18 protein-coding genes are annotated in these 18,051 nt (G+C 70.8%); 8 read left to right on the plus strand and 10 right to left on the minus strand.

Annotated elements, in window-relative coordinates; translation table 11 throughout:
* Positions 1-208 precede the first annotated feature (208 nt).
* Positions 209-1,165: a pentapeptide repeat-containing protein gene (locus ACFXJ8_RS00995; RefSeq protein WP_379641737.1), complete on the plus strand. Its 957-nt coding sequence runs from the start codon at positions 209-211 to the stop codon at positions 1,163-1,165.
* Between the two features lie 43 nt (positions 1,166-1,208).
* Here the strand turns inward: ACFXJ8_RS00995 and ACFXJ8_RS01000 are convergent, their stop codons facing one another.
* Positions 1,209-2,603 carry an NAD(P)H-quinone dehydrogenase gene (locus ACFXJ8_RS01000; protein WP_379641738.1) on the minus strand — a complete coding sequence of 465 codons (1,395 nt, stop codon included), beginning with the start codon at positions 2,601-2,603 and terminating at the stop codon, positions 1,209-1,211.
* Positions 2,604-2,661: 58 nt separating this feature from the next.
* Here ACFXJ8_RS01000 and ACFXJ8_RS01005 point away from each other — a divergent pair, with 58 nt between their 5' ends.
* Positions 2,662-3,114, plus strand: a complete 453-nt coding sequence (locus ACFXJ8_RS01005) for a gamma-glutamylcyclotransferase (RefSeq protein WP_379641739.1) — start codon at positions 2,662-2,664, stop codon at positions 3,112-3,114.
* 4 nt (positions 3,115-3,118) lie between these two features.
* Here ACFXJ8_RS01005 and ACFXJ8_RS01010 read toward each other — a convergent pair whose 3' ends face one another.
* Positions 3,119-4,420, minus strand: coding sequence for an MFS transporter (locus tag ACFXJ8_RS01010; RefSeq protein ID WP_379641740.1), 1,302 nt, complete (start codon positions 4,418-4,420; stop codon positions 3,119-3,121).
* A gap of 109 nt (positions 4,421-4,529) precedes the next feature.
* Between ACFXJ8_RS01010 and ACFXJ8_RS01015 the strand changes: the two genes are divergently transcribed.
* From ACFXJ8_RS01015 to ACFXJ8_RS01030, 4 genes are read left to right on the plus strand one after another with little or no spacing between them, the layout of a single operon-like run.
* Positions 4,530-5,495 carry an Lrp/AsnC family transcriptional regulator gene (locus ACFXJ8_RS01015; RefSeq protein WP_379641741.1) on the plus strand — a complete coding sequence of 322 codons (966 nt, stop codon included), beginning with the start codon at positions 4,530-4,532 and terminating at the stop codon, positions 5,493-5,495.
* The gene (locus ACFXJ8_RS01020; RefSeq protein WP_379641742.1) at positions 5,492-6,796 is read left to right on the plus strand and encodes a M20/M25/M40 family metallo-hydrolase; all 1,305 of its coding nucleotides are present in this window, start codon (positions 5,492-5,494) and stop codon (positions 6,794-6,796) included. Before ACFXJ8_RS01015 ends, ACFXJ8_RS01020 begins: the two co-directional genes overlap by 4 nt.
* A 1-nt stretch (position 6,797) precedes the next feature.
* Positions 6,798-7,592 carry a purine-nucleoside phosphorylase gene (locus tag ACFXJ8_RS01025; protein WP_379641743.1) on the plus strand — a complete coding sequence of 265 codons (795 nt, stop codon included), beginning with the start codon at positions 6,798-6,800 and terminating at the stop codon, positions 7,590-7,592.
* 41 nt (positions 7,593-7,633) lie between these two features.
* Positions 7,634-9,256: a phospho-sugar mutase gene (locus tag ACFXJ8_RS01030; RefSeq protein WP_379642053.1), complete on the plus strand. Its 1,623-nt coding sequence runs from the start codon at positions 7,634-7,636 to the stop codon at positions 9,254-9,256.
* 6 nt (positions 9,257-9,262) lie between these two features.
* On the opposite strand, the gene ACFXJ8_RS01035 is transcribed toward ACFXJ8_RS01030, so the two are convergent.
* The 7 genes from ACFXJ8_RS01035 to ACFXJ8_RS01065 all read right to left on the minus strand — a co-directional run bounded on the left by ACFXJ8_RS01035 (position 9,263) and on the right by ACFXJ8_RS01065 (position 15,357).
* The gene (locus ACFXJ8_RS01035; RefSeq protein WP_379641744.1) at positions 9,263-10,096 is read right to left on the minus strand and encodes a MerR family transcriptional regulator; all 834 of its coding nucleotides are present in this window, start codon (positions 10,094-10,096) and stop codon (positions 9,263-9,265) included.
* Between the two features lie 47 nt (positions 10,097-10,143).
* Complete coding sequence (locus tag ACFXJ8_RS01040; RefSeq protein WP_379641745.1) at positions 10,144-10,749, minus strand: PH domain-containing protein; 606 nt, start codon at positions 10,747-10,749, stop codon at positions 10,144-10,146.
* Positions 10,746-11,816 carry an adenosine deaminase gene (locus ACFXJ8_RS01045; protein WP_379641746.1) on the minus strand — a complete coding sequence of 357 codons (1,071 nt, stop codon included), beginning with the start codon at positions 11,814-11,816 and terminating at the stop codon, positions 10,746-10,748. The genes ACFXJ8_RS01040 and ACFXJ8_RS01045 overlap by 4 nt, the downstream gene beginning before the upstream one ends.
* A gap of 50 nt (positions 11,817-11,866) precedes the next feature.
* Positions 11,867-12,220, minus strand: a complete 354-nt coding sequence (locus ACFXJ8_RS01050; protein WP_379641747.1) for a cupin domain-containing protein — start codon at positions 12,218-12,220, stop codon at positions 11,867-11,869.
* 5 nt (positions 12,221-12,225) lie between these two features.
* Positions 12,226-12,828 carry a hypothetical protein gene (locus ACFXJ8_RS01055; protein WP_379641748.1) on the minus strand — a complete coding sequence of 201 codons (603 nt, stop codon included), beginning with the start codon at positions 12,826-12,828 and terminating at the stop codon, positions 12,226-12,228.
* A gap of 19 nt (positions 12,829-12,847) precedes the next feature.
* Positions 12,848-13,873, minus strand: a complete 1,026-nt coding sequence (locus tag ACFXJ8_RS01060; RefSeq protein WP_379641749.1) for an NAD(P)H-dependent flavin oxidoreductase — start codon at positions 13,871-13,873, stop codon at positions 12,848-12,850.
* A 65-nt stretch (positions 13,874-13,938) separates the two neighbouring features.
* Complete coding sequence (locus ACFXJ8_RS01065) at positions 13,939-15,357, minus strand: MFS transporter (RefSeq protein ID WP_379641750.1); 1,419 nt, start codon at positions 15,355-15,357, stop codon at positions 13,939-13,941.
* 87 nt (positions 15,358-15,444) lie between these two features.
* Between ACFXJ8_RS01065 and ACFXJ8_RS01070 the strand changes: the two genes are divergently transcribed.
* Together ACFXJ8_RS01070 and ACFXJ8_RS01075 are read left to right on the plus strand one after the other, a co-directional pair.
* Positions 15,445-15,819 carry a MarR family winged helix-turn-helix transcriptional regulator gene (locus tag ACFXJ8_RS01070; protein ID WP_379641751.1) on the plus strand — a complete coding sequence of 125 codons (375 nt, stop codon included), beginning with the start codon at positions 15,445-15,447 and terminating at the stop codon, positions 15,817-15,819.
* A gap of 76 nt (positions 15,820-15,895) precedes the next feature.
* Positions 15,896-16,714, plus strand: coding sequence for an NAD(P)H-binding protein (locus ACFXJ8_RS01075; RefSeq protein WP_379641752.1), 819 nt, complete (start codon positions 15,896-15,898; stop codon positions 16,712-16,714).
* Between the two features lie 59 nt (positions 16,715-16,773).
* Here the strand turns inward: ACFXJ8_RS01075 and ACFXJ8_RS01080 are convergent, their stop codons facing one another.
* A complete protein-coding gene (locus tag ACFXJ8_RS01080; RefSeq protein WP_379642054.1) occupies positions 16,774-18,051 on the minus strand; it encodes a thymidine phosphorylase in 1,278 nt (425 codons plus the stop codon).

Genomic DNA, 18,051 nt, shown 5'->3' on the forward strand with positions numbered 1-18,051 from the left:
GGTCTCGGCGCTGCGGTCCGGGGACGCACGGTCCCCAGGGAGTGCGGTCCCCGGGGGTGCGGTCCCCGGGGGTGCGGTCCGGCGCGGTGCGGCGGCTTGCGGTACGGGGGCGTGGCCAGGGCGCTGCCCGCGAATGGGGGCAAGTTTGTAAAATGGCGGCAAAGTGATCCGCCTGGCAGATCTCGGGGCCAGTGTCTAGGAGGCCCTGTTGCGCCGTCTGATCCCCCTCGCGCTCCTCGCCGCGCTCGTGGCCCTGTCCTCGGCCGTGGCCCTGCCCACGGCTTCCGCGAACGCCCAGGCGGGCCCGTGCCGTCCCGCCGACCGGGTGAACCTCCGCAAGGTGGACTTCACCAAGGGCCGCGCGCTCCCCCGGTCGTTGCGATGCGCCGACCTCACGGGCGCCAAGCTCGACAGCGTCGACCTCACCCAGAAGGACATGACGGGCGCGATCCTGCGCAAGGCCTCGTTGAAGCAGGCGAACTTCACCCAGGTCACCGCGAAGTACGCCGACTTCCGGCAGGCGAACCTGACCGAGGCCGACCTGGGGCAGCTGCACGCCGACTACGCGGACCTGCGCGGCGCGATCCTCGTGGACGTGGGCGCCACCCAGGCGCAGTTCCCCCGGGCGAACCTCAGCGGCGCGCGGCTCACCAGGGCCGTGCTCGGCCAGTCGAACCTCACGCTGGCCAAGCTCGTCGGCGCCGACCTCATCGACGCCAGGCTCGGCCAGGCCAACGCCCGCAAGGCGGACTTCTCCAAGGCCAAGCTGCACGAGGCCGAGATGGGCTCGCTGCAGGCGCCCAACGCCGTCTTCCGCGACGCCGACCTGCGCGAGGCGGTGTTCAGCTCGGCGGAGCTCGACGGGGCCGATCTGCACGGCGCCAACGTCCAGGACGCCGACTTCACCTTCGCCGACGACCTCGACCTGACGGGCGCCGTGGGCAAACCGAAGACCCTGCCGGACGTCGTAAAGGGCTGGTCCACCCCGTCGCCGACCGCCGCCGAGGAACGCGTGGTCAGCCTGGAGATCGGGACGCAGCCCCCTGCGGCCGGCCGGGGCATCTCCGTCGGGCTCGTGCTGGTGGTCGTCGGCTCACTCGGCCTGGCCGTCACCCTCACCCTGTGGGCGAGCGCCGCCCGCCGCCCCCGCATCCACCGCGCCTGAAGGCAGCCGACTGCGTCCAACGGGCTGACCCCGGCGGATCAGGTCAGATGCCGATGGCGGCCATCGGTTGCATCAGTCTGCGCGCCGCCTCGGTGATCGACCCGGACAGCGACGGGTAGACCGCGAAGGTGTGGGCGAGCTGGTCGACGGTGAGCCGCTGCTGCACGGCGACCGACACCGCGAGGATCAGCTCAGAGGCCCGGGGCGCCACCACGACGCCGCCCAGCACGATGCCGGTGTGCGGCCGGCAGAAGAGCTTGACGAAGCCGTCGTTGAAGCCCTGCATCTTGGCCCTGGCGTTGGTCGACAACGGCAGCTTGACGACGTTGGCCTCGATCTCGCCCGCCTCGATCTGCTTCTGCGACACGCCGACGGAGGCGATCTCGGGGTCGGTGAAGATGTTGGAGGCGACGGTCGCCAGCCGTAGCGGCTGCACGGCCTCGCCGAGCGCGTGCCAGACGGCGATGCGGCCCTGCATGGCCGCGACGGAGGCCAGCATGAGCACGCCCGTGCAGTCGCCGGCGGCGTAGACGCCGGGGGCGGAGGTGCGCGAGACCTTGTCGACCTGGATGAACCCGCCCTTGTCAAGGGTCACGCCCGCCTCTTCGAGCCCAAGGCCCGAGGTGTTGGGGACCATGCCGACCGTCATCAGCGCGTGGGAGCCCTCGGCGGTGCGTCCGTCCTCCAGCGTGACCACGACCCCGTCGGCGGTGCGCTTGACGGAGGAGGCGCGGGAGCGGCCCATGACGTTCATGCCACGCCGCCGGTAGACCTCTTCGAGCACCTCGGCCGCGTCGGCGTCCTCGTTGGGCATCATGCGGTCGCGGGAGGAGACCAGCGTGACCTCGCAGCCGAGCGAGCGGTAGGCGCCCGCGAACTCGGCTCCTGTGACACCGGAGCCGACGACGATGAGGTGCTCGGGCAGCTCGTCGAGGTCGTAGAGCTGCCGCCAGGTGAGGATGCGCTCCCCGTCGGGCTCGGCGCCGCGCAGGATGCGCGGGGTGGCGCCGGTCGCCACGATCACCACATCGGCCCTGATCGTACGGTCACCCGCCCGCACCACCTGGGGGTCGACGAGCCGCCCGCGCGCCTTGATGATCTCGACACCCTCGGCCGCGACCCGCGTCCCGATGTCGGCCGACTGCGCCTGGGCCAGTTCCTTGACCCGTTTGTTGACCAGCGGCAGGTCGACCTCGGCGACCCCGACGTCGCCGTCGGCCCCGCCGTTGTAGTGGATGCCGAGGGACGGCGCGTCGTGCAGCGCCTGCTTGCGGACCGAGGTCGCGATCAAGGTCTTGGACGGCACGCAGTCGGTCAGCACGCAGGCGCCGCCGGGGCCGTCCTCCTCGACCATCGTGACCTGCGCGCCGAGTTGCGCGGCCACCAGGGCCGCTTCGTAGCCGCCTGGGCCGCCACCGATGATCACGATCCTTGTCACGTGTCCTATTGTCCCGCATATCGCGACGCGCCGACGAACGGGGCTACCCTTGGTGGCTGTGCCTGTCTACGCCGCCTATGGCTCCAACATGGACTCCAAGCAGATGGCCATGCGCGCCCCTCACTCGCCGATGCGCGGTGTCGGCTGGTTGCAGGGCTGGCGCCTGACGTTCGGCGGGGAGGACATCGGCTGGGAGGGGGCGCTCTCCACGATCGTGGAGAACCCCGAGGAGCAGGTCTTCGTCGTGCTCTACGACGTCCCCGAGTGGGACGAGAACTCCCTCGACCAGTGGGAGGGCGCCAGCCGCGGCCTCTACCACAAGGTGCGGCTGCGGGTGCAGACACTCGACGGCGAGGTCGTCGCCTGGTTCTACGTCCTCGACAGCTACGAGGGCGGCCTGCCCTCCGCGCGCTACCTCGGCATCCTGGCCGAGGCGGCGGAGAGGGCAGGCGCTCCCGACGACTACGTGAAGGAACTGCGCGGCAGGCCCTGCACGTCCGTGAGCAGCTAGCCGGCTACGACAGCGGCTGGTCCTTGGTCTCCTTCAGCGCGAAGACGTAGACCAGGGTGGAGACCAGCGCCAGCGCCGACATGTACCAGGGGAACAGCCCCGAGTTGCCCGCGTCCTTCAGCGCGGTGCCGATCAGCGGCGCCGTACCGCCGAAGATGGCGACGGTCAGTGAGTACGGGAAGCCCGCGCCCGAGGCCCGCACGCGGGTCGGGAACAGCTCGGAGTTGACCGCGGCCGAGATCGAGGTGAAGCAGCCGAGGAAGACCATGCCGATGAGCTGGATGATCAGCAGGCTGGAGAAGGAGTTCGACAGCGCGCCGAGCAGCGGCACCGGCAGCAGTGTGAAGGCCAGGCCGAAGGCGATGAGCATCGGCCGGCGGCCGACCTTGTCCGACAGCATGCCGAGCAGCGGCTGCAGCACCATGAAGAACAGCAGCGAGATCGTGCCGACCTGCAGCGACATGGCCTTGTCGAAGCCGACGTTCTGCTGGGCGTAGGTGGGCAGGAAGGTCGTCCACGTGTAGTAGGCGACGGTTCCCGCCACGGTGATGCCGACGATCAGGGCGGCCTTGCTCGGGTAGCGGATCAGGAACTCGAAGAGCTTGGGCCGCTCGACCTTGCCCTCCTGGATCTCCTGCGACACGGCGGAGGTCTCGTCGGCACCCCTGCGGATCCACAGGCCGACGAGGCTGAGCACGGCGCCGATGAGGAACGGGAGGCGCCAGCCGTAGGAGTCCATGTCGGGCTTGGACAGCATCGTGGCCAGCAGGGCGGCCAAGCCCAAGGCGAGGAGCTGGCCGATGGTGGTGCTGACGTACTGGAAGCTCGAGAACAGTCCCCTGCGCCCTGGAGGGGCCGACTCCACCAGGAAGGTGGTGGCGGCGGCGAACTCGCCGCCGACCGACAGTCCCTGGATGAGCCTGGCGAGGGTCAGGATGATCGGCGCAAGCACGCCCGCGGCAGCGTAGGTCGGGGTGACGGCCAGCAGGAGCGAGCCGCCGCCCATGAGCATGATGGTGAACGTCATGGCCGCCTTGCGGCCGAACCTGTCGGCGAAGGAGCCGACGAGCAGGCCACCGAGCGGCCGCATGAAGAAGCCCACGGCGAAGATCGCGAACGCGCTCAGCACGGGAACGAGGGGGTTGTCGTTCTGGGGGAATACCTGCGAGGAGAAGTAGACGGCCAGGAAGCTGTAGGCGTACCAGTCGTACCACTCGACCACGTTGCCGACGTTGGCCGCCAGGAGCTGGCGGCTGCGGCTTCGGGGGATGCCGAGTGGCGAATGCTCGAGGGAGGGGGTTGCCACTGGGGCTCCTTTGCTTCGCGTGCGGAGATGGCTTACTGTGCATCCGAACGACCGAAACAGTCAAACATCTGGTCACGAATTTACAAACCCGACATGGAGACAGCCCTCGGTGGACGTTCTCGACCGGCGCCTGGTCGCCGCGTTGCAGGTCAGCCCGCGCGCGTCATGGGGCGAGATCGGCCGGGTGGTGGGCGAGCACGAGCGCACGGTCGCCCGGCGGCTGCAGCGGCTGATCTCCGAGGGCGCGGTCCAGGTCACCGCCATCTACGACGACCTGCGCTCGGGCCACGGCCGCCCCGTCCACCTGCACGTCCAGGTACGGCCAGGCACCGCCCCCGCGGTCGCCGACGCGCTGGCCGGTAGGGCCGACACCCGCTCGGTCTACTCCGTGACGGGCGCGGCCGACATCGGCGCCGAGCTGGTCGCCCCCACCAGGGCCGCGCTGCACGAGATCCTCAACGTCGAGGTGCACGGCATCGACGGCGTCGCCGGCACCCAGACCCAGGTCGTGCTGCACACCTTCCGCACGGTGGCCGAGTGGCACGCGCCGTACCTCACCGACGAGGAGGTCGGCCTCCTGCGCCCCGCGGCGGCGCCGGTGGACCTGCCCGACCACGACGGCCTGTCGCCGTTGGAGAGCGAGATCGCCGAGCTCCTGGTCGCCGACGGCCGCATCGGGTTCACCGCGATCGCCGAGCAGCTCGGCATCTCCCTGCCGACCGCCAGGCGCAGGGTGGCCTCGCTGCTGGAGCGGCGGCTGCTGATGCTGCGCGCGGAGGTGGAGCCCTCGCTGCTCGGCCTGGAGGTCGAGGCGCAGCTGTGGCTGCGTGTGCGCCCGCACGGCCTCGACCAGGTGGGTGAGAGACTCACCAAGGATCCCGGGGTCCGCTACTGCGCGGCCACCTCGGGCACCTACACGATGCTCGTCCAGGTGGCGGTCGCTCACGAGGCCGACCTCTACCGCTTCCTGACGGAGGTCGTCGGCCCCCTGGACGACGTGACCGACGTCAACGTCACCCTCATCACCCGTGCCTACAAGCGCGGATTCCTGCGCAAGAGCCTGGAGTTCTCATGACCCCCGCCGAACTGGAAGTCGCCGAGCTGACCGCCGAGCTGATCCGCGTCGACAGCAGCAACTACGGCGACGGGAGCGGTCCAGGCGAGCGCGCCGCCGCCGAGGTCGTCATGGCGCGGCTGGCAGAGGTCGGCGTCGAGGCCCACTACAGCGAGAGCGCTCCCGGCAGGGGCAACGTGGTCACCAGGATCGAGGGCAGCGACCCCTCGCTGCCCGCCCTGCTGGTCCACGGCCACCTCGACGTGGTGCCAGCCAACGCCGCCGACTGGAGCGTCGACCCGTTCGCCGGGGAGATCCGCGACGGCTACATCTGGGGCCGCGGCGCCGTCGACATGAAGGACATGGACGCGATGATGCTCGCCGTCCTGCGCCAGATGGTGCGCGAGGGCAGGCGGCCGAGGCGCGACCTGGTCTTCGCGTGGGTGGCCGACGAGGAGGCGGGCGGCGTCTACGGCGCCAAGTATCTCACCGCCAACCACCGCGACCTGTTCGACGGCGTCACCGAGTCGATCAGCGAGGTGGGCGGCTACTCACTGGAGGTCGACCCGTCGCTGCGCCTCTACCTCATCGAGACCGCGCAGAAGGGCCTGTCCTGGATGAAGCTGGTCGCCGACGGCACGGCGGGCCACGGCTCGATGCTCAACCCGAGCAACGCGGTGACCGAGGTGGCCAAGGCGGTGGCGCGGCTCGGCGGCCACGAGTGGCCGATCACGCTCACCCCGACCGTGCGGCGGTTCCTGACCGAGGTGTCCGACGCGTTCGGCCTGCCGTTCGACCCTGAGGACCCGGGCCCCGTGCTGGAGAAGCTGGGCCCGCTGGTCCGCTTCGTCGGCGCGACGCTGCACCACACCACCAACCCGACGATGCTGGAGGCCGGGTACAAGGCCAACGTCATCCCCGGCCAGGCCAGCGCGGTCGTCGACGGCCGGTTCCTGCCCGGCTACGAGGACGACTTCTTCAAGACCGTCGACGAGCTGCTGGGGCCGAACGTGCGCCGCGAGTTCGTGCAGCACGACATCGCGCTGGAGACGACGTTCGACGGCGCGCTGGTCGAGTCGATGATCGCGGCGCTGAAGGCGGAGGACCCGACGGCGCGGGCGGTGCCGTACTGCATGTCGGGCGGGACCGACAACAAGACCTTCTTCGCCGACCTCGGCGTGCGCGGGTTCGGGTTCGTTCCGCTCCGTTTGCCGAAGGACATGGACTTCGCGGGGATGTTCCACGGTGTGGATGAGCGTGTCCCGGTTGAGTCGCTCCAGTTCGGAGTGCGGGTGCTCGACCGGCTCCTCCTAAACTACTGAGATGACCTATGTTCACGCCCAGGAGGCCGCTGCCGCCCTGAGGAAGGCCACCGGGCTCGACGTCTTCGACGTGGCGCTCGTCATGGGATCGGGCTGGGTGCCAGCCGCCGACGCGATCGGCGAGACGCTCGTCGAGCTCCCCGTGACCGACCTGCCGGGATTCAACCCGCCCGCCGTGGCCGGCCACGCGGGCAGGATCCGCGTCGTGCGCACCCCCTCGGGGCGCCACGCGCTGATCTTCCTCGGCCGCACCCACCTGTACGAGGGCCTCGGCGTCGAGCCGGTCGTCCACGGCGTGCGTACGGCGCTCGCGGCGGGCGTGCGCACGGTGGTGCTGACCAACGCGGCCGGTGGTCTGCGTCCCGAGACGCAGAGCGTCGGCGAGCCCGTCCTGATCAGCGACCACATCAACCTGACCGGCGCCAACCCGCTGACCGGCGCCACCTTCATCGACCTGACCGAGGTCTACTCCAAGCGGCTGCGCGCGCTGGCCCGCGAGGTCGACTCCTCGCTGGCCGAGGGCGTCTACGTCGCCTTCCGCGGACCGACCTACGAGACGCCCGCCGAGATCAGGATGCTGCGCACGCTCGGCGGTGACATGGTGGGCATGTCCACGGTCCTGGAGGCGATCGCGGCCCGCGAGGGCGGCGCCGAGGTGCTCGGCATCTCGCTGGTCACCAACCCGGGCGCGGGCCTGGTCGGCGAGCCCCTCAACCACGAGGAGGTCCTCGAGGTGGGCCGCGCGACGGCCACGCGGATGGGCACGCTGCTGGCCAGGGTGGTCGACAAGCTGTGAACCCAAGCGCGGGGGCGACGGGCGGCGAGGCGGGCGCGGCCATGAACCCGAGTGGACTGCGGGAGGCGGCGCTGGCCTGGCTCGCCCAGGATCCCGACCCTGACACCAGGGCCGAGCTGGCGGGCCTGCTCGACGATCCCGCGGCGCTCGCCGACCGCTTCGGCGCCAAGCTGGAGTTCGGTACGGCGGGCCTGCGCGGCGAGCTCGGCGCGGGCCCGAACCGGATGAACCGCGTCACCGTGATGCGCGCCGCGGCCGGCCTGGCCGCCGTGCTCGGCCCCGGCAAGCACGTGGTGATCGGCTACGACGCCCGCCACAAGTCCGACGTGTTCGCCAGGGACACCGCGGCCGTGCTGACGGGTGCGGGGCTGCGCGCCTCGCTGCTGCCGGAGCCGCTGCCCACGCCCGTCCTCGCCTTCGCCGTACGGCACCTGGGCGCCGACGCGGGCGTGACGGTCACGGCGAGCCACAACCCGCCGCGCGACAACGGCTACAAGGTCTACTGGGGCGACGGTTCGCAGATCGTGCCGCCGGTCGACGGCCTGATCTCGGCCGCGATCGACGCGGTGGGCCCGGTCGACGGGCTTTCGCTCGGCGAGGGCGAGGTGCTCGACGGCTCCATCGTCGAGGCCTATCTGGCGGCCGTCGCCCAGCTGCCGTTGGGCCAGGAGCGTGACCTGCGCGTCGCCTACACCCCGATGCACGGCGTCGGTCACGCCACGCTCGTCGGCGCCTTCCGCGCGGCGGGCTTCGACGAGCCCGTGACGGTCGAGCAGCAGCGCGACCCCGACCCCGACTTCCCCACCGTCGCCTTCCCCAACCCGGAGGAGCCCGGCGCGATGGACCTGGCGCTGGCGCTGGCCACCAAGGTCGAGGCGGACCTGGTGCTGGCCAACGACCCCGACGCCGACCGTTGCGCGGTGGGCGTGCCGCTGGGCGACGGCACGTTCAGGATGCTGACGGGCGACGAGGTGGGCGCGCTGCTCGGCGAGCACGTGATCACCCATACGGCGGGCGACCGGCTGGTGGCCACCACGATCGTGTCCTCGACGCTGCTCGGCAAGATCGCGCAGACCCACGGCGTGCGCTACACGGAGACGCTCACCGGGTTCAAGTGGATCATGCGGGCGGGCGAGGGGCTGGTCTACGGCTACGAGGAGGCGCTCGGCTACAGCGTGGGCGGCGAGCACGGTCTGCCCGTCCACGACAAGGACGGCATCGGCGCCGCGCTCACCGTCGCCGGCATCGCCGCCGCGGCCAAGCGCGCCGGGCGCACGCTGCTCGACCTGCTCGACGAGCAGGCCAGGCGGTACGGCCTGCACGCCACCTCGCAGCTGTCCTTCCGCGTCGCGGACCTGTCGCTCATCGCCGGAGCCATGGCCAGGCTGCGGGCCACGCCACCCGCGACGCTGGGCGGCAAGGCCGTGGAGTCCTGGGACGACCTGTCGGCAGGCGAGGGCGGGCTGCCGCCGACCGACGGCCTGCGCTACCGCCTGGCGGGCGGCGCACGCGTCGTCGTGCGTCCCTCGGGCACCGAGCCGAAGCTGAAGTGCTACCTGGAGGTCGTCGTCCCGGTGACCGGTGAGATCGCCGAGGCCCGGGCCACCGCGGCCGCGGACCTCGACGCGCTCAAGGCGGACCTGCGCGCGGTCATGGGGCTCTGAGGGGCCTCAGGCCTTGGCGATCTCCATCTGGAGTTCGTGCACCCACTCGTTCAGGTCGGGCGGGCAGTGCAGGGACACCTCGCGGGCCAGGCCGAGCGCCTGGTAGCCGTTGTCCTCGATCCAGTGGGCGAGCGTCTGGAAGGTGGGGCCGACGTTCTCCATCGGCCCCCGGTGGATGATGGTGGCCGCCGTCTCGATGCCGGGCAGGTCCACGACCTCGAAGTCGTGGACCTGGCCCGAGTCGAGGTTGACGGGGTCGAGGTTGACGGGGAACGTCGCATGGACCATGACGGTGCCGTCGTCCTCGGGCAGGTAGTAGGCGATGCCGGGCCCCTGCATCGGCACGCCCGCCGCCTCCAGCCGCTCGCACATCTGCTGGTAGAGCGGTTTGATGACGGGGCCGATGTCCTCGGTCTCGTAGCTGGCGGCCCGCGCGGCGAGCTGGGCCACCCTGACCGGCGCGACCTTCTTGACCACGACGTCGTCGGTGCTCATGAAGCCCTCCTTCTCGATCGTCCGGAGCCTCGCCTCCACTCCGCGCAGCCTGGACAGGTCGGCGCTGATCTGCGCGGCGAGCTGGGCGCGGCGCAGCCGTACCATGCCGTGCAGTTCTTCCGCGCTGACCTTGTCGTCGAGGATCGCGCCCACCTGGTCGAGGGTGAAGCCGAGATCCTTGAGCGCGACGACGCGGTTGAGCCTGGCCAGCTGACCGGCCTGGTAGGAGCGGTAGCCGGTGACCGGGTCGACGTGGGCGGGGCGTAGCAGGCCGATGGCGTCGTAGTGGCGCAACATGCGCACCGACACGAGGCCGAGCCTGGCGAAGTCTCCGATGCTGAACATGACTCCTCCAGGTCTAGGACCTCACACGGTGTCAGGGTCAACCAGTGTCAGAGCAGGATGGCGACCGCGATCAGGACCAGCGCGGCCACGCAGGCGGCGAGCGCGTCGGGGGCCCAGACCGCGCGGACCTGGCCCGGCGACTCGTCGCGGCGCCTGGCGCTCTCGGCGCGTTCGGCGATCTGCTCGGCCACCCAGTCGGCGTGCGTCTTGCCCGCCATGGCCTCCTGGGCGGCCTGCTCCCCCTTCGACAGGACGGGCTCGGTGCGGTAGCGCCCGCGCTGCTCGCGCGGCGCGCCACGGCGGTTGGCCCTGGCCCGTTCCCTCGCCGAGGCCTGGGGGGTCCAGGCCCGCAGCACCTTGTCGTCGTGGGTGATGTTGATGGTGTGGGAGACCTGCACGTCGTCGATGGCCGACCACGGCAGGAACGTGGTGCGCAGCGGGTTGCGCACCCGCAGCCCCTCACCTTCGACGACCGTGGCGGGCCGCAGCGCGGTCACGTAGACGAGCGCGGTCAGCACGCCCAGGACCGCCGCCGCCACCAGCGACGGCTTGCCGCTGTAGCGGAGGGTCAGGTCGACGGCGTTGAACACGACGAACGCCACCCAGATCCAGCCGAGGACGAAGGCGGTCGTCGAGCGGTAGGTCTGCTTCATGCCTGCCACTTGAGCTGCGCGAATCCCGGTTTGATGACGCCGTTGATGAGCGAGAGCCGCTCGTCGAAGGGGATGAACGCCGACTTCATCGCGTTGACCGTGAACCACTGCAGGTCGTCCCAGCCGTAGCCGAAGGCCTCGACCAGCTTGGCGAACTCCTGCGAGACCGTGGTGGAGCTCATCAGCCTGTTGTCGGTGTTGACGGTCACCCTGAAGTGGAGGCGGCGCAGCAGCCCGATCGGGTGCTCGGCGATCGAGGCGGCGGCCCCCGTCTGCAGGTTGGAGGTCGGGCACATCTCCAGCGGGATGCGCTTGTCGCGGACGTAGGCGGCCAGCCGGCCGAGCTTGGCCGTGCCGTCCTCGGCGACCGAGATGTCGTCGATGATCCGCACGCCGTGGCCGAGCCGGTCGGCGCCGCACCACTGGATGGCCTGCCAGATCGACGGCAGGCCGAAGGCCTCGCCGGCGTGGATGGTGAAGTGCTCGTTCTCCCGCTGGAGGTACTCGAACGCGTCGAGGTGCCTGGTGGGCGGGTAGCCGGCCTCGGCGCCGGCGATGTCGAAGCCGACCACGCCGACGTCGCGGTAGCGGACGGCGAGCTCGGCGATCTCCATGGAGCGCGCCTGGTGCCGCATCGCGGTCAGCAGCGTGCCGACCTTGATGCCGGGCACCTGCCGGAAGCCTTCGAGCACCGCCTCCACCACCTGGTCGAGGCTGAGCCCCGTGGTGGTGTGCTGCTCGGGGGCGTAGCGGACCTCGGCGTAGACGACGCCGTCGGCCGCGAGGTCCGCGGCGCACTCGGCGGCCACCCTGACCAGCGACTCGCGGGTCTGCATGACCCCGACCGTGTGGTCGAAGGTCTCCAGGTAGCGCACCAGCGAGCCGGAGTCGGAAGCCTCCTCGAACCACTGCCTGAGGTTGTCGGGGTCGGTGGTGGGCAGCCGGTCGTAGCCCGACTCGCGGGCCAGATCGACGATCGTCTCCGCCCGCAGACCACCGTCGAGATGGTCGTGGAGGAGCACCTTCGGCGCCCGGCGGATCTCGTCAAGACTGGGTCGCTGGCTCATTTCGCCATCCTATGACCAGGAAGGAGCGAGCGCCCGTGGCCGGCGAGGCGCTATTCGTCGCGGTTGACGGTGTCGGGTGAGAAGGCGGGCAGGCAGACCGCCACGTACTCGGCGCCCTCGGGGCCGACGCGGTAGCGGATCTTCTCGCCGGGCTCGGTGACGAACGACTGGCCCGCCGTCACCTCGGTGGCGCCCTCGGCGTGGTCGATCACGACGGTGCCCCGCAGCACGACCGTGTACTCGGCGAACTCGGGCGTCTGGGCGGGCTCCTCCCACCCCGGCGGCGCCGTCATGTGCGCGATGGAGACGGCCTCGTCGCCGCTGTTGACGCGGCCGATGTGCTCGTCGATCACCTTGCCGCCGGGCACCGGGATGCGGGTCGCCCCTTCGATCTTTCTCACCACGTCTGTCAGTGTGCCACGTCTATCACCAGGCGGTTCGGCCCGGTCAGCTCCTTCACCGAGAACGGGGCCCGGTGGTCGAGCACCAGGCCGACGCCGACCACGCCCTCGAAGTCGCCGGTCTTGACGACGTTCTGCACGTTGCCGAGCTCGGTCTGGAAGATCGGCCCGCCGGTCCAGGTGGGTTTGCCCTCGTCGGTGTGGGCGTTGGCGGGCCTGAGCGTGACCTGCAGGTAGGCGCCGCCCTTCACCTCGATCGGCTCGCCCGAGCCGTCCTGGACCAGCTCGTCGACCCACCGGACGCTGTAGCTGGTGACGTCGCCGTCGAGGTCGATAACGACCCTGTCGAAGGATCCCTGGTCGGCGAACCTGACCGTCTTGACCAGGACCGCCTCGCCGAGATCGCCCTCGACCTCGACCTCCTTGGTGCTGGTCGGCGCGGGAAGGGCCGCGCTCGGGGTGGCCGACGAGGCTGGCGCCCCCGTGGCCGGGGCCGTGGAAGCCGAGGGCGCGGCGCTGGGCGCGACCGAGACGGCCGGGGGCGCGCTGGTGCCGCACCCGGCCAGTACGGCCAGCCCGACCACGAGAGCGCCAATGCGCGAAGACCGCATACCCCCTAGATGCCCTGGGTCACTCCCCCGTAAGCCCCGCCAGATCGGCCAGGTATTCGGCCGCCTTCCGCCGCCTGACGAGCGGCGCCGCCTGTCCCGACCACAGGTTGATGTGATCGGCGCCGCCTGCCCTGCGGATGGGCAGCATGAGCTGGTTCTGCACGGGATAGGGCGGCACAGCGTCCTCGAATCCGGCCATCTCCCTGACGAACGCGTTGGGGATGGCGCGTGCCGTACGGCCGGAGAAGAGCCTGGTCAGGACGGTCACCTTGGCCTCCTCCCCCAGCAGCGCCCGCAGGTGGGCCTCGCCCACCGCCGACTCCTCGGTGACGAGGAAGCCGGTGCCGACCTGGACGCCGTCGGCGCCGAGGGCCAGCGCCGCCACGACGCCCCGCCGGTCGGCGATGCCGCCCGCGGCCACGACCGGCGCCGACACCTTGTCGGCCACCTGCGGCACCAGGGAGAACGTGCCCACCAGCGACTCGCGCGCCGGGCGCAGGAACGCTCCCCTGTGCCCGCCCGCGTCGCTGCCCGAGGCGACGACGACATCGAGGCCGGCCTCGTCGAGCGCGATCGCCTCGTCCACGGTCGTGGCGGTGCCGATCGTCACGATGCCCTTCCGCCTGGCCTGCGCGAGCACGTCGGCGGGCGGGACGCCCATCACGAAGCTGATCGCGGGCGGCTCGGCGGCCAGCAGGGCGGCGGCCTGGTCGGCGAAGTCGAGCGGGGGCACCAGGGTGGGAGGGGTGAGTCCGAGCGCGTCGTAGTAGGGCCGCAGCCGCTCCACGTCGGCCTCGGTCGCGACCGCGTCCTGCTCCTCGGGCTGCGGCACCCAGAGGTTGACGGCGAACGACCGGCTCGTCGCCGCCTTCAGCTCGGCGACGAGGTCGGTGAGCCGGTCGGGCGGCAGGGCGTTCCCGCCGTACGAGCCGAGACCTCCGGCGTCGGAGACGGCGGCGGTCAGCGCCACCGACGACATCCCGGCGCCGAAGGGGCCCAGGACGATGGGGTGGTCGAGGCCGAGCAGATCTTCCAGGCGTCCCATGACCCGATTGTGTCAGTCGAAAAACGGCCTCCCCGTCGAGGGGAGGCCGTTCTCGGTGAGGAGGATCAGACGGTCTCGTAGACCTTGGCCTCCTTGGCCTCGACCGCGGGAGCCTTGCGGAAGTTCAGCCCCGTGGCCGAGATCAGCAGGCCCACCACCGCCAGGATCAGCGGCACGGTGATCGAGGTCTTCAGCGACTCGATGGTCAGGCCCGCCTCCGAGCCCGAGGTCAGCACCGCGGTGACCACGGCCAGCACGATCGCGCCGCCGACCTGGCCCGAGGTGTTCAGCAGGCCGGAGGCCAGACCCTGCTCGTCGTCGTGCACGCCGTTGGTGGCCTGGATGTTGAGCGAGGGGAAGGACAGCGCGAACGCGATGCCGAGCAGCACCATGCCGGGGATGACCAGGCCGCCCAGGCTCGGGCTCTCGTCGATCCCGAGGAAGATGGCGTAGCCGCCGGCCAGCGCGGCCGAGCCGATGACGATGAGCTTGGCGGTGCCGAACCTGTCGGCGAAGTCGCCCATCTTGGTCGAGGTGACGGCCACGAGCAGACCGGCGGGCAGGAACGCCAGCGCGGTCTGCATGGCCGACCAGTGCAGCAGGTTCTGGAAGTACTGCATGGCCACGAACTGGAAGCCGACGTAGGAGCCGAACAGGATGACCAGGCCCAGGTTGGCCCTGACGATCGGCGCCGAGCGGAGCAGGCCGAGCCGTACGAGCGGGTGCTTGACCCTCAGTTCGGCGAAGACGAACAGGCCCAGCAGGGCGAACGACACCACGAGCGAGCCGAGCGTGCGCAGCGACAGCCAGCCCGCCTCGGGCGCCTGGACGACGGTGAACACCAGCAGCAGCATCGAGGCGGTGATCAGGAACGCGCCGATCAGGTCGTAGCCGCCCTCGGCGCGCTCCTCCTGGCCCTTGGGCAGTACCTTGATCGCGGCGACCAGCGCGATGATCGCGACCGGCACCGGCATCAGGAACGTGGCCCGCCAGTCGAGCTCGGTGAGCAGACCGGACAGCACCAGGCCGAGCGAGAAACCGCTGGCGCCGGAGGCGGTGAACACGCTCAGCGCGCGGTTGCGCTCCGGCCCTTCGGGAAACGACGTCGTGATGATCGACAAAGCGGCCGGGGCGGTGAACGCCGCGCTCATGCCCTTGACGAACCGGGCCGCGATCAGCAAGGTGCCGTCGTCGACGATGCCACCGAGCAACGAGGCCACCGCGAAGACGCCAAGAGCGGCCAGGAACACCCTGCGCCGCCCCAGCAGGTCGGCGGTCCTGCCCCCGAGCAGCAGAAGACCGCCGTATCCCAGCACGTAGCCACTGACCACCCACTGCAGCGAGGACGGCGAGAGCCCCAGATCGGTCTGGATGGCGGGCAGGGCGACCCCGACCATCGATACGTCAAGCGCGTCAAGGAAGATCACAGCGCAGAGCACGGCGAGCGCGCCCCACCCCGCGGTACGAGCAGAAGTGGAGGACATGAAGACAGAGACTACATGCATCTGCATTTAATGCAACAGAATTTAATGCGGTTGCATAGATGTTTACCTGATGGTATTCTCCGCGTCATGGACGAGGAGGCCGTGGTCGCGGCCTGGCACGATGTGCTGGCCAAACACGCGAAGACGCTGTGCGCGCTGGAGCGCGCGCTGGGCGAGAAGCATGATCTCGGCGCCAGCGAGTTCGAGGTGCTCGACCGCATCGTGGCCGGCGACTACAAGAAGTTCCGCGTGCAGGAGCTCGCCGACGAGGTGCACCTGAGCCAGAGCGCCCTCTCGCGCGTCGTGGCCCGCCTGGAGAAGGCAGGGCTCGTCACCCGTGGCGCCTGCGACATGGACCGGCGAGGCGTCTTCGTCTGCATCACCGACGAGGGGCGCGACCGTCACGCGGCCGCGCGGCCCACCCATCGGGCGGTTCTGGCCGACGTTTTCGTCTCCGCGTGAATTGCGGAACCAACTCTTCCGCATTGCTTCCTACTGTTGCTCCTGACACCGCAACCAAGCGTCAAGGGAGCACCTGATGACCATCCTCGTGACCGGAGCCACCGGGACCGTCGGCCGCCACATCGTGGCGCAGCTCGCCGAGGCCGGCCACCCCGTGCGCGCCCTGACCCGCAACCCCGGCAAGGCATCCTTCCCCGAGGGCGTGGAGGTCGTGGCCGGCGACCTGGCCAAGACCGACACCCTGCACGCAGCCTTCGAGGGCGTGACGGCGGTGCACCTGATCAACTTCGGTGGTGACGACTACGCGCCGCTGCCGAACGGCCAGGACATCGTCGATCTGGCCCGCAAGGCGGGGGTGCGCAGGGTGACCTTGCTGGCCGGCTGGGACGAGAGCACCCTGGAGCCCGCGCTCAGGGAGAGCGACCTGGCCTGGACGCAGGTGAGCCCGACGGAGTTCATGGCGAACTCGCTGCAGTGGGCCGACGCCGTACGCACCGAGGGCGTGATCCGCGAGCCGTTCGGCGACGCCACCACCGCGCTGGTGCACGAGGCCGACATCGCGGCCGTCGCGGCCACCGCGCTGGTCGAGGACGGCCACGGCGGCAAGGTCTACGGCCTCACCGGGCCGGAGCGGCTGACCATCCGCGACAAGGTCCGCCTCATCGGGGAGGCGATCGGCAAGGAGATCGAGTTCGTCGAGCTGACGCCGGAGCAGGCCCGCGAGCGGATGGCCGCCGAGGGGACGCCGCAGGAGATGATCGACTTCATGATCGACGTCTTCGGCAACGTGCCCGAGGAGGCCAACACCGTCAACTCCGTGGTGTTCGACGTCACCGGGCGCGCCCCGCGCACGTTCGCCCAGTGGGCCGCGGAGCACGCCGACAGCTTCCGCTGACGCGAAGACCGCGCCGCCCTCCCCCGGTGATCCTTCCGGGAAGGGCGGCGTGGGATGGGTCAGGCGGTGATGCGGTCGATGACCAGCGGGAGCAGGTCAGGGTTCGAGGCGGGTCCCACCTCGTAGGCCCCCTCCAACGCCTCCATCGCTCGCGAGAACCTGGCCGTCTCGTCCGCGTGCAGGGTCAGCAGCGGCTGTCCCTCCCGCACCAGGTCGCCCGGCTTGGCGTGCAGCGTGATGCCCGCCCCGAACGACACCAGGTCCTCCTTGCGCGCCCTGCCCGCCCCCAGGCGCCAGGCGGCCAGCCCGATCCCGTAGGCGTCCAGGCGGGTCAGCACGCCCGACGCAGGACATGACACGGTCATCGTCTCGGCCGCCCTGGGCAGCACCCCGTCGGGGTCCCCGCCCTGCGCGCCGATCATGCGACGCCAGGCGTCCATCGCCGAGCCGTCCTTCAACGCCTCAGCGGGGTCCTTGCCCGACACGCCGGCGGCCTCCAGCATCTCCCTGGCCAGCCGTACCGTCAGCTCCACCACGTCGGACGGCCCGCCACCGGCCAGGACCTCGACCGACTCGGCGACCTCCAGCGCGTTGCCCACGGCCAGGCCCAGCGGCCGGTCCATCGCGGTGAGCAGCGCGACGGTGCGCACGCCCGCGTCGGCGCCGAGCGACACCATGGTCTCGGCGAGCTCGCGGGCCGATCCGACGTCCTTCATGAACGCGCCCGAGCCGACCTTGACGTCGAGGACCAGCGACCCGGTCCCCTCCGCGATCTTCTTCGACATGATCGACGAGGCGATCAGCGGGATCGACTCGACGGTCCCTGTCACGTCGCGCAGCGCGTAGAGCTTCTTGTCGGCGGGGGCCAGGCCCGAGCCCGCCGCGCAGACCACCGCGCCCGCCCCGCGCAGCACGGAGAGCATCTCGTCGTTGGACAGTGAGGCCCGCCAGCCGGGGATGGACTCCAGCTTGTCCAGGGTGCCGCCGGTGTGGCCGAGGCCGCGACCCGACAGCTGGGGGACGTAGGCCCCGCACGCCGCCACGAGCGGCGCGAGCGGCAGGGTGATCTTGTCGCCGACGCCGCCGGTGGAGTGCTTGTCCGCGGTCGGGCGGTCGAGCATCGACCAGTCCATGCGCTCGCCGGTGCGGATCATCGCCTGGGTCCAGTCGGCGATCTCGCGCCGGTCCATGCCGTTGAGCAGGATCGCCATGGCCAGGGCGGACATCTGCTCGTCGGCCACCTCGCCGCGGGTGTAGGCGTCGATCACCCAGTCGATCTGGGCGGTCGTCAGCGCGCCACGGCCGCGCTTGGTGACGATGACGTCGATGACGTCCAT

Source organism: Nonomuraea sp. NPDC059194 (genome assembly GCF_042754765.1).
Taxonomy (GTDB): domain Bacteria; phylum Actinomycetota; class Actinomycetes; order Streptosporangiales; family Streptosporangiaceae; genus Nonomuraea.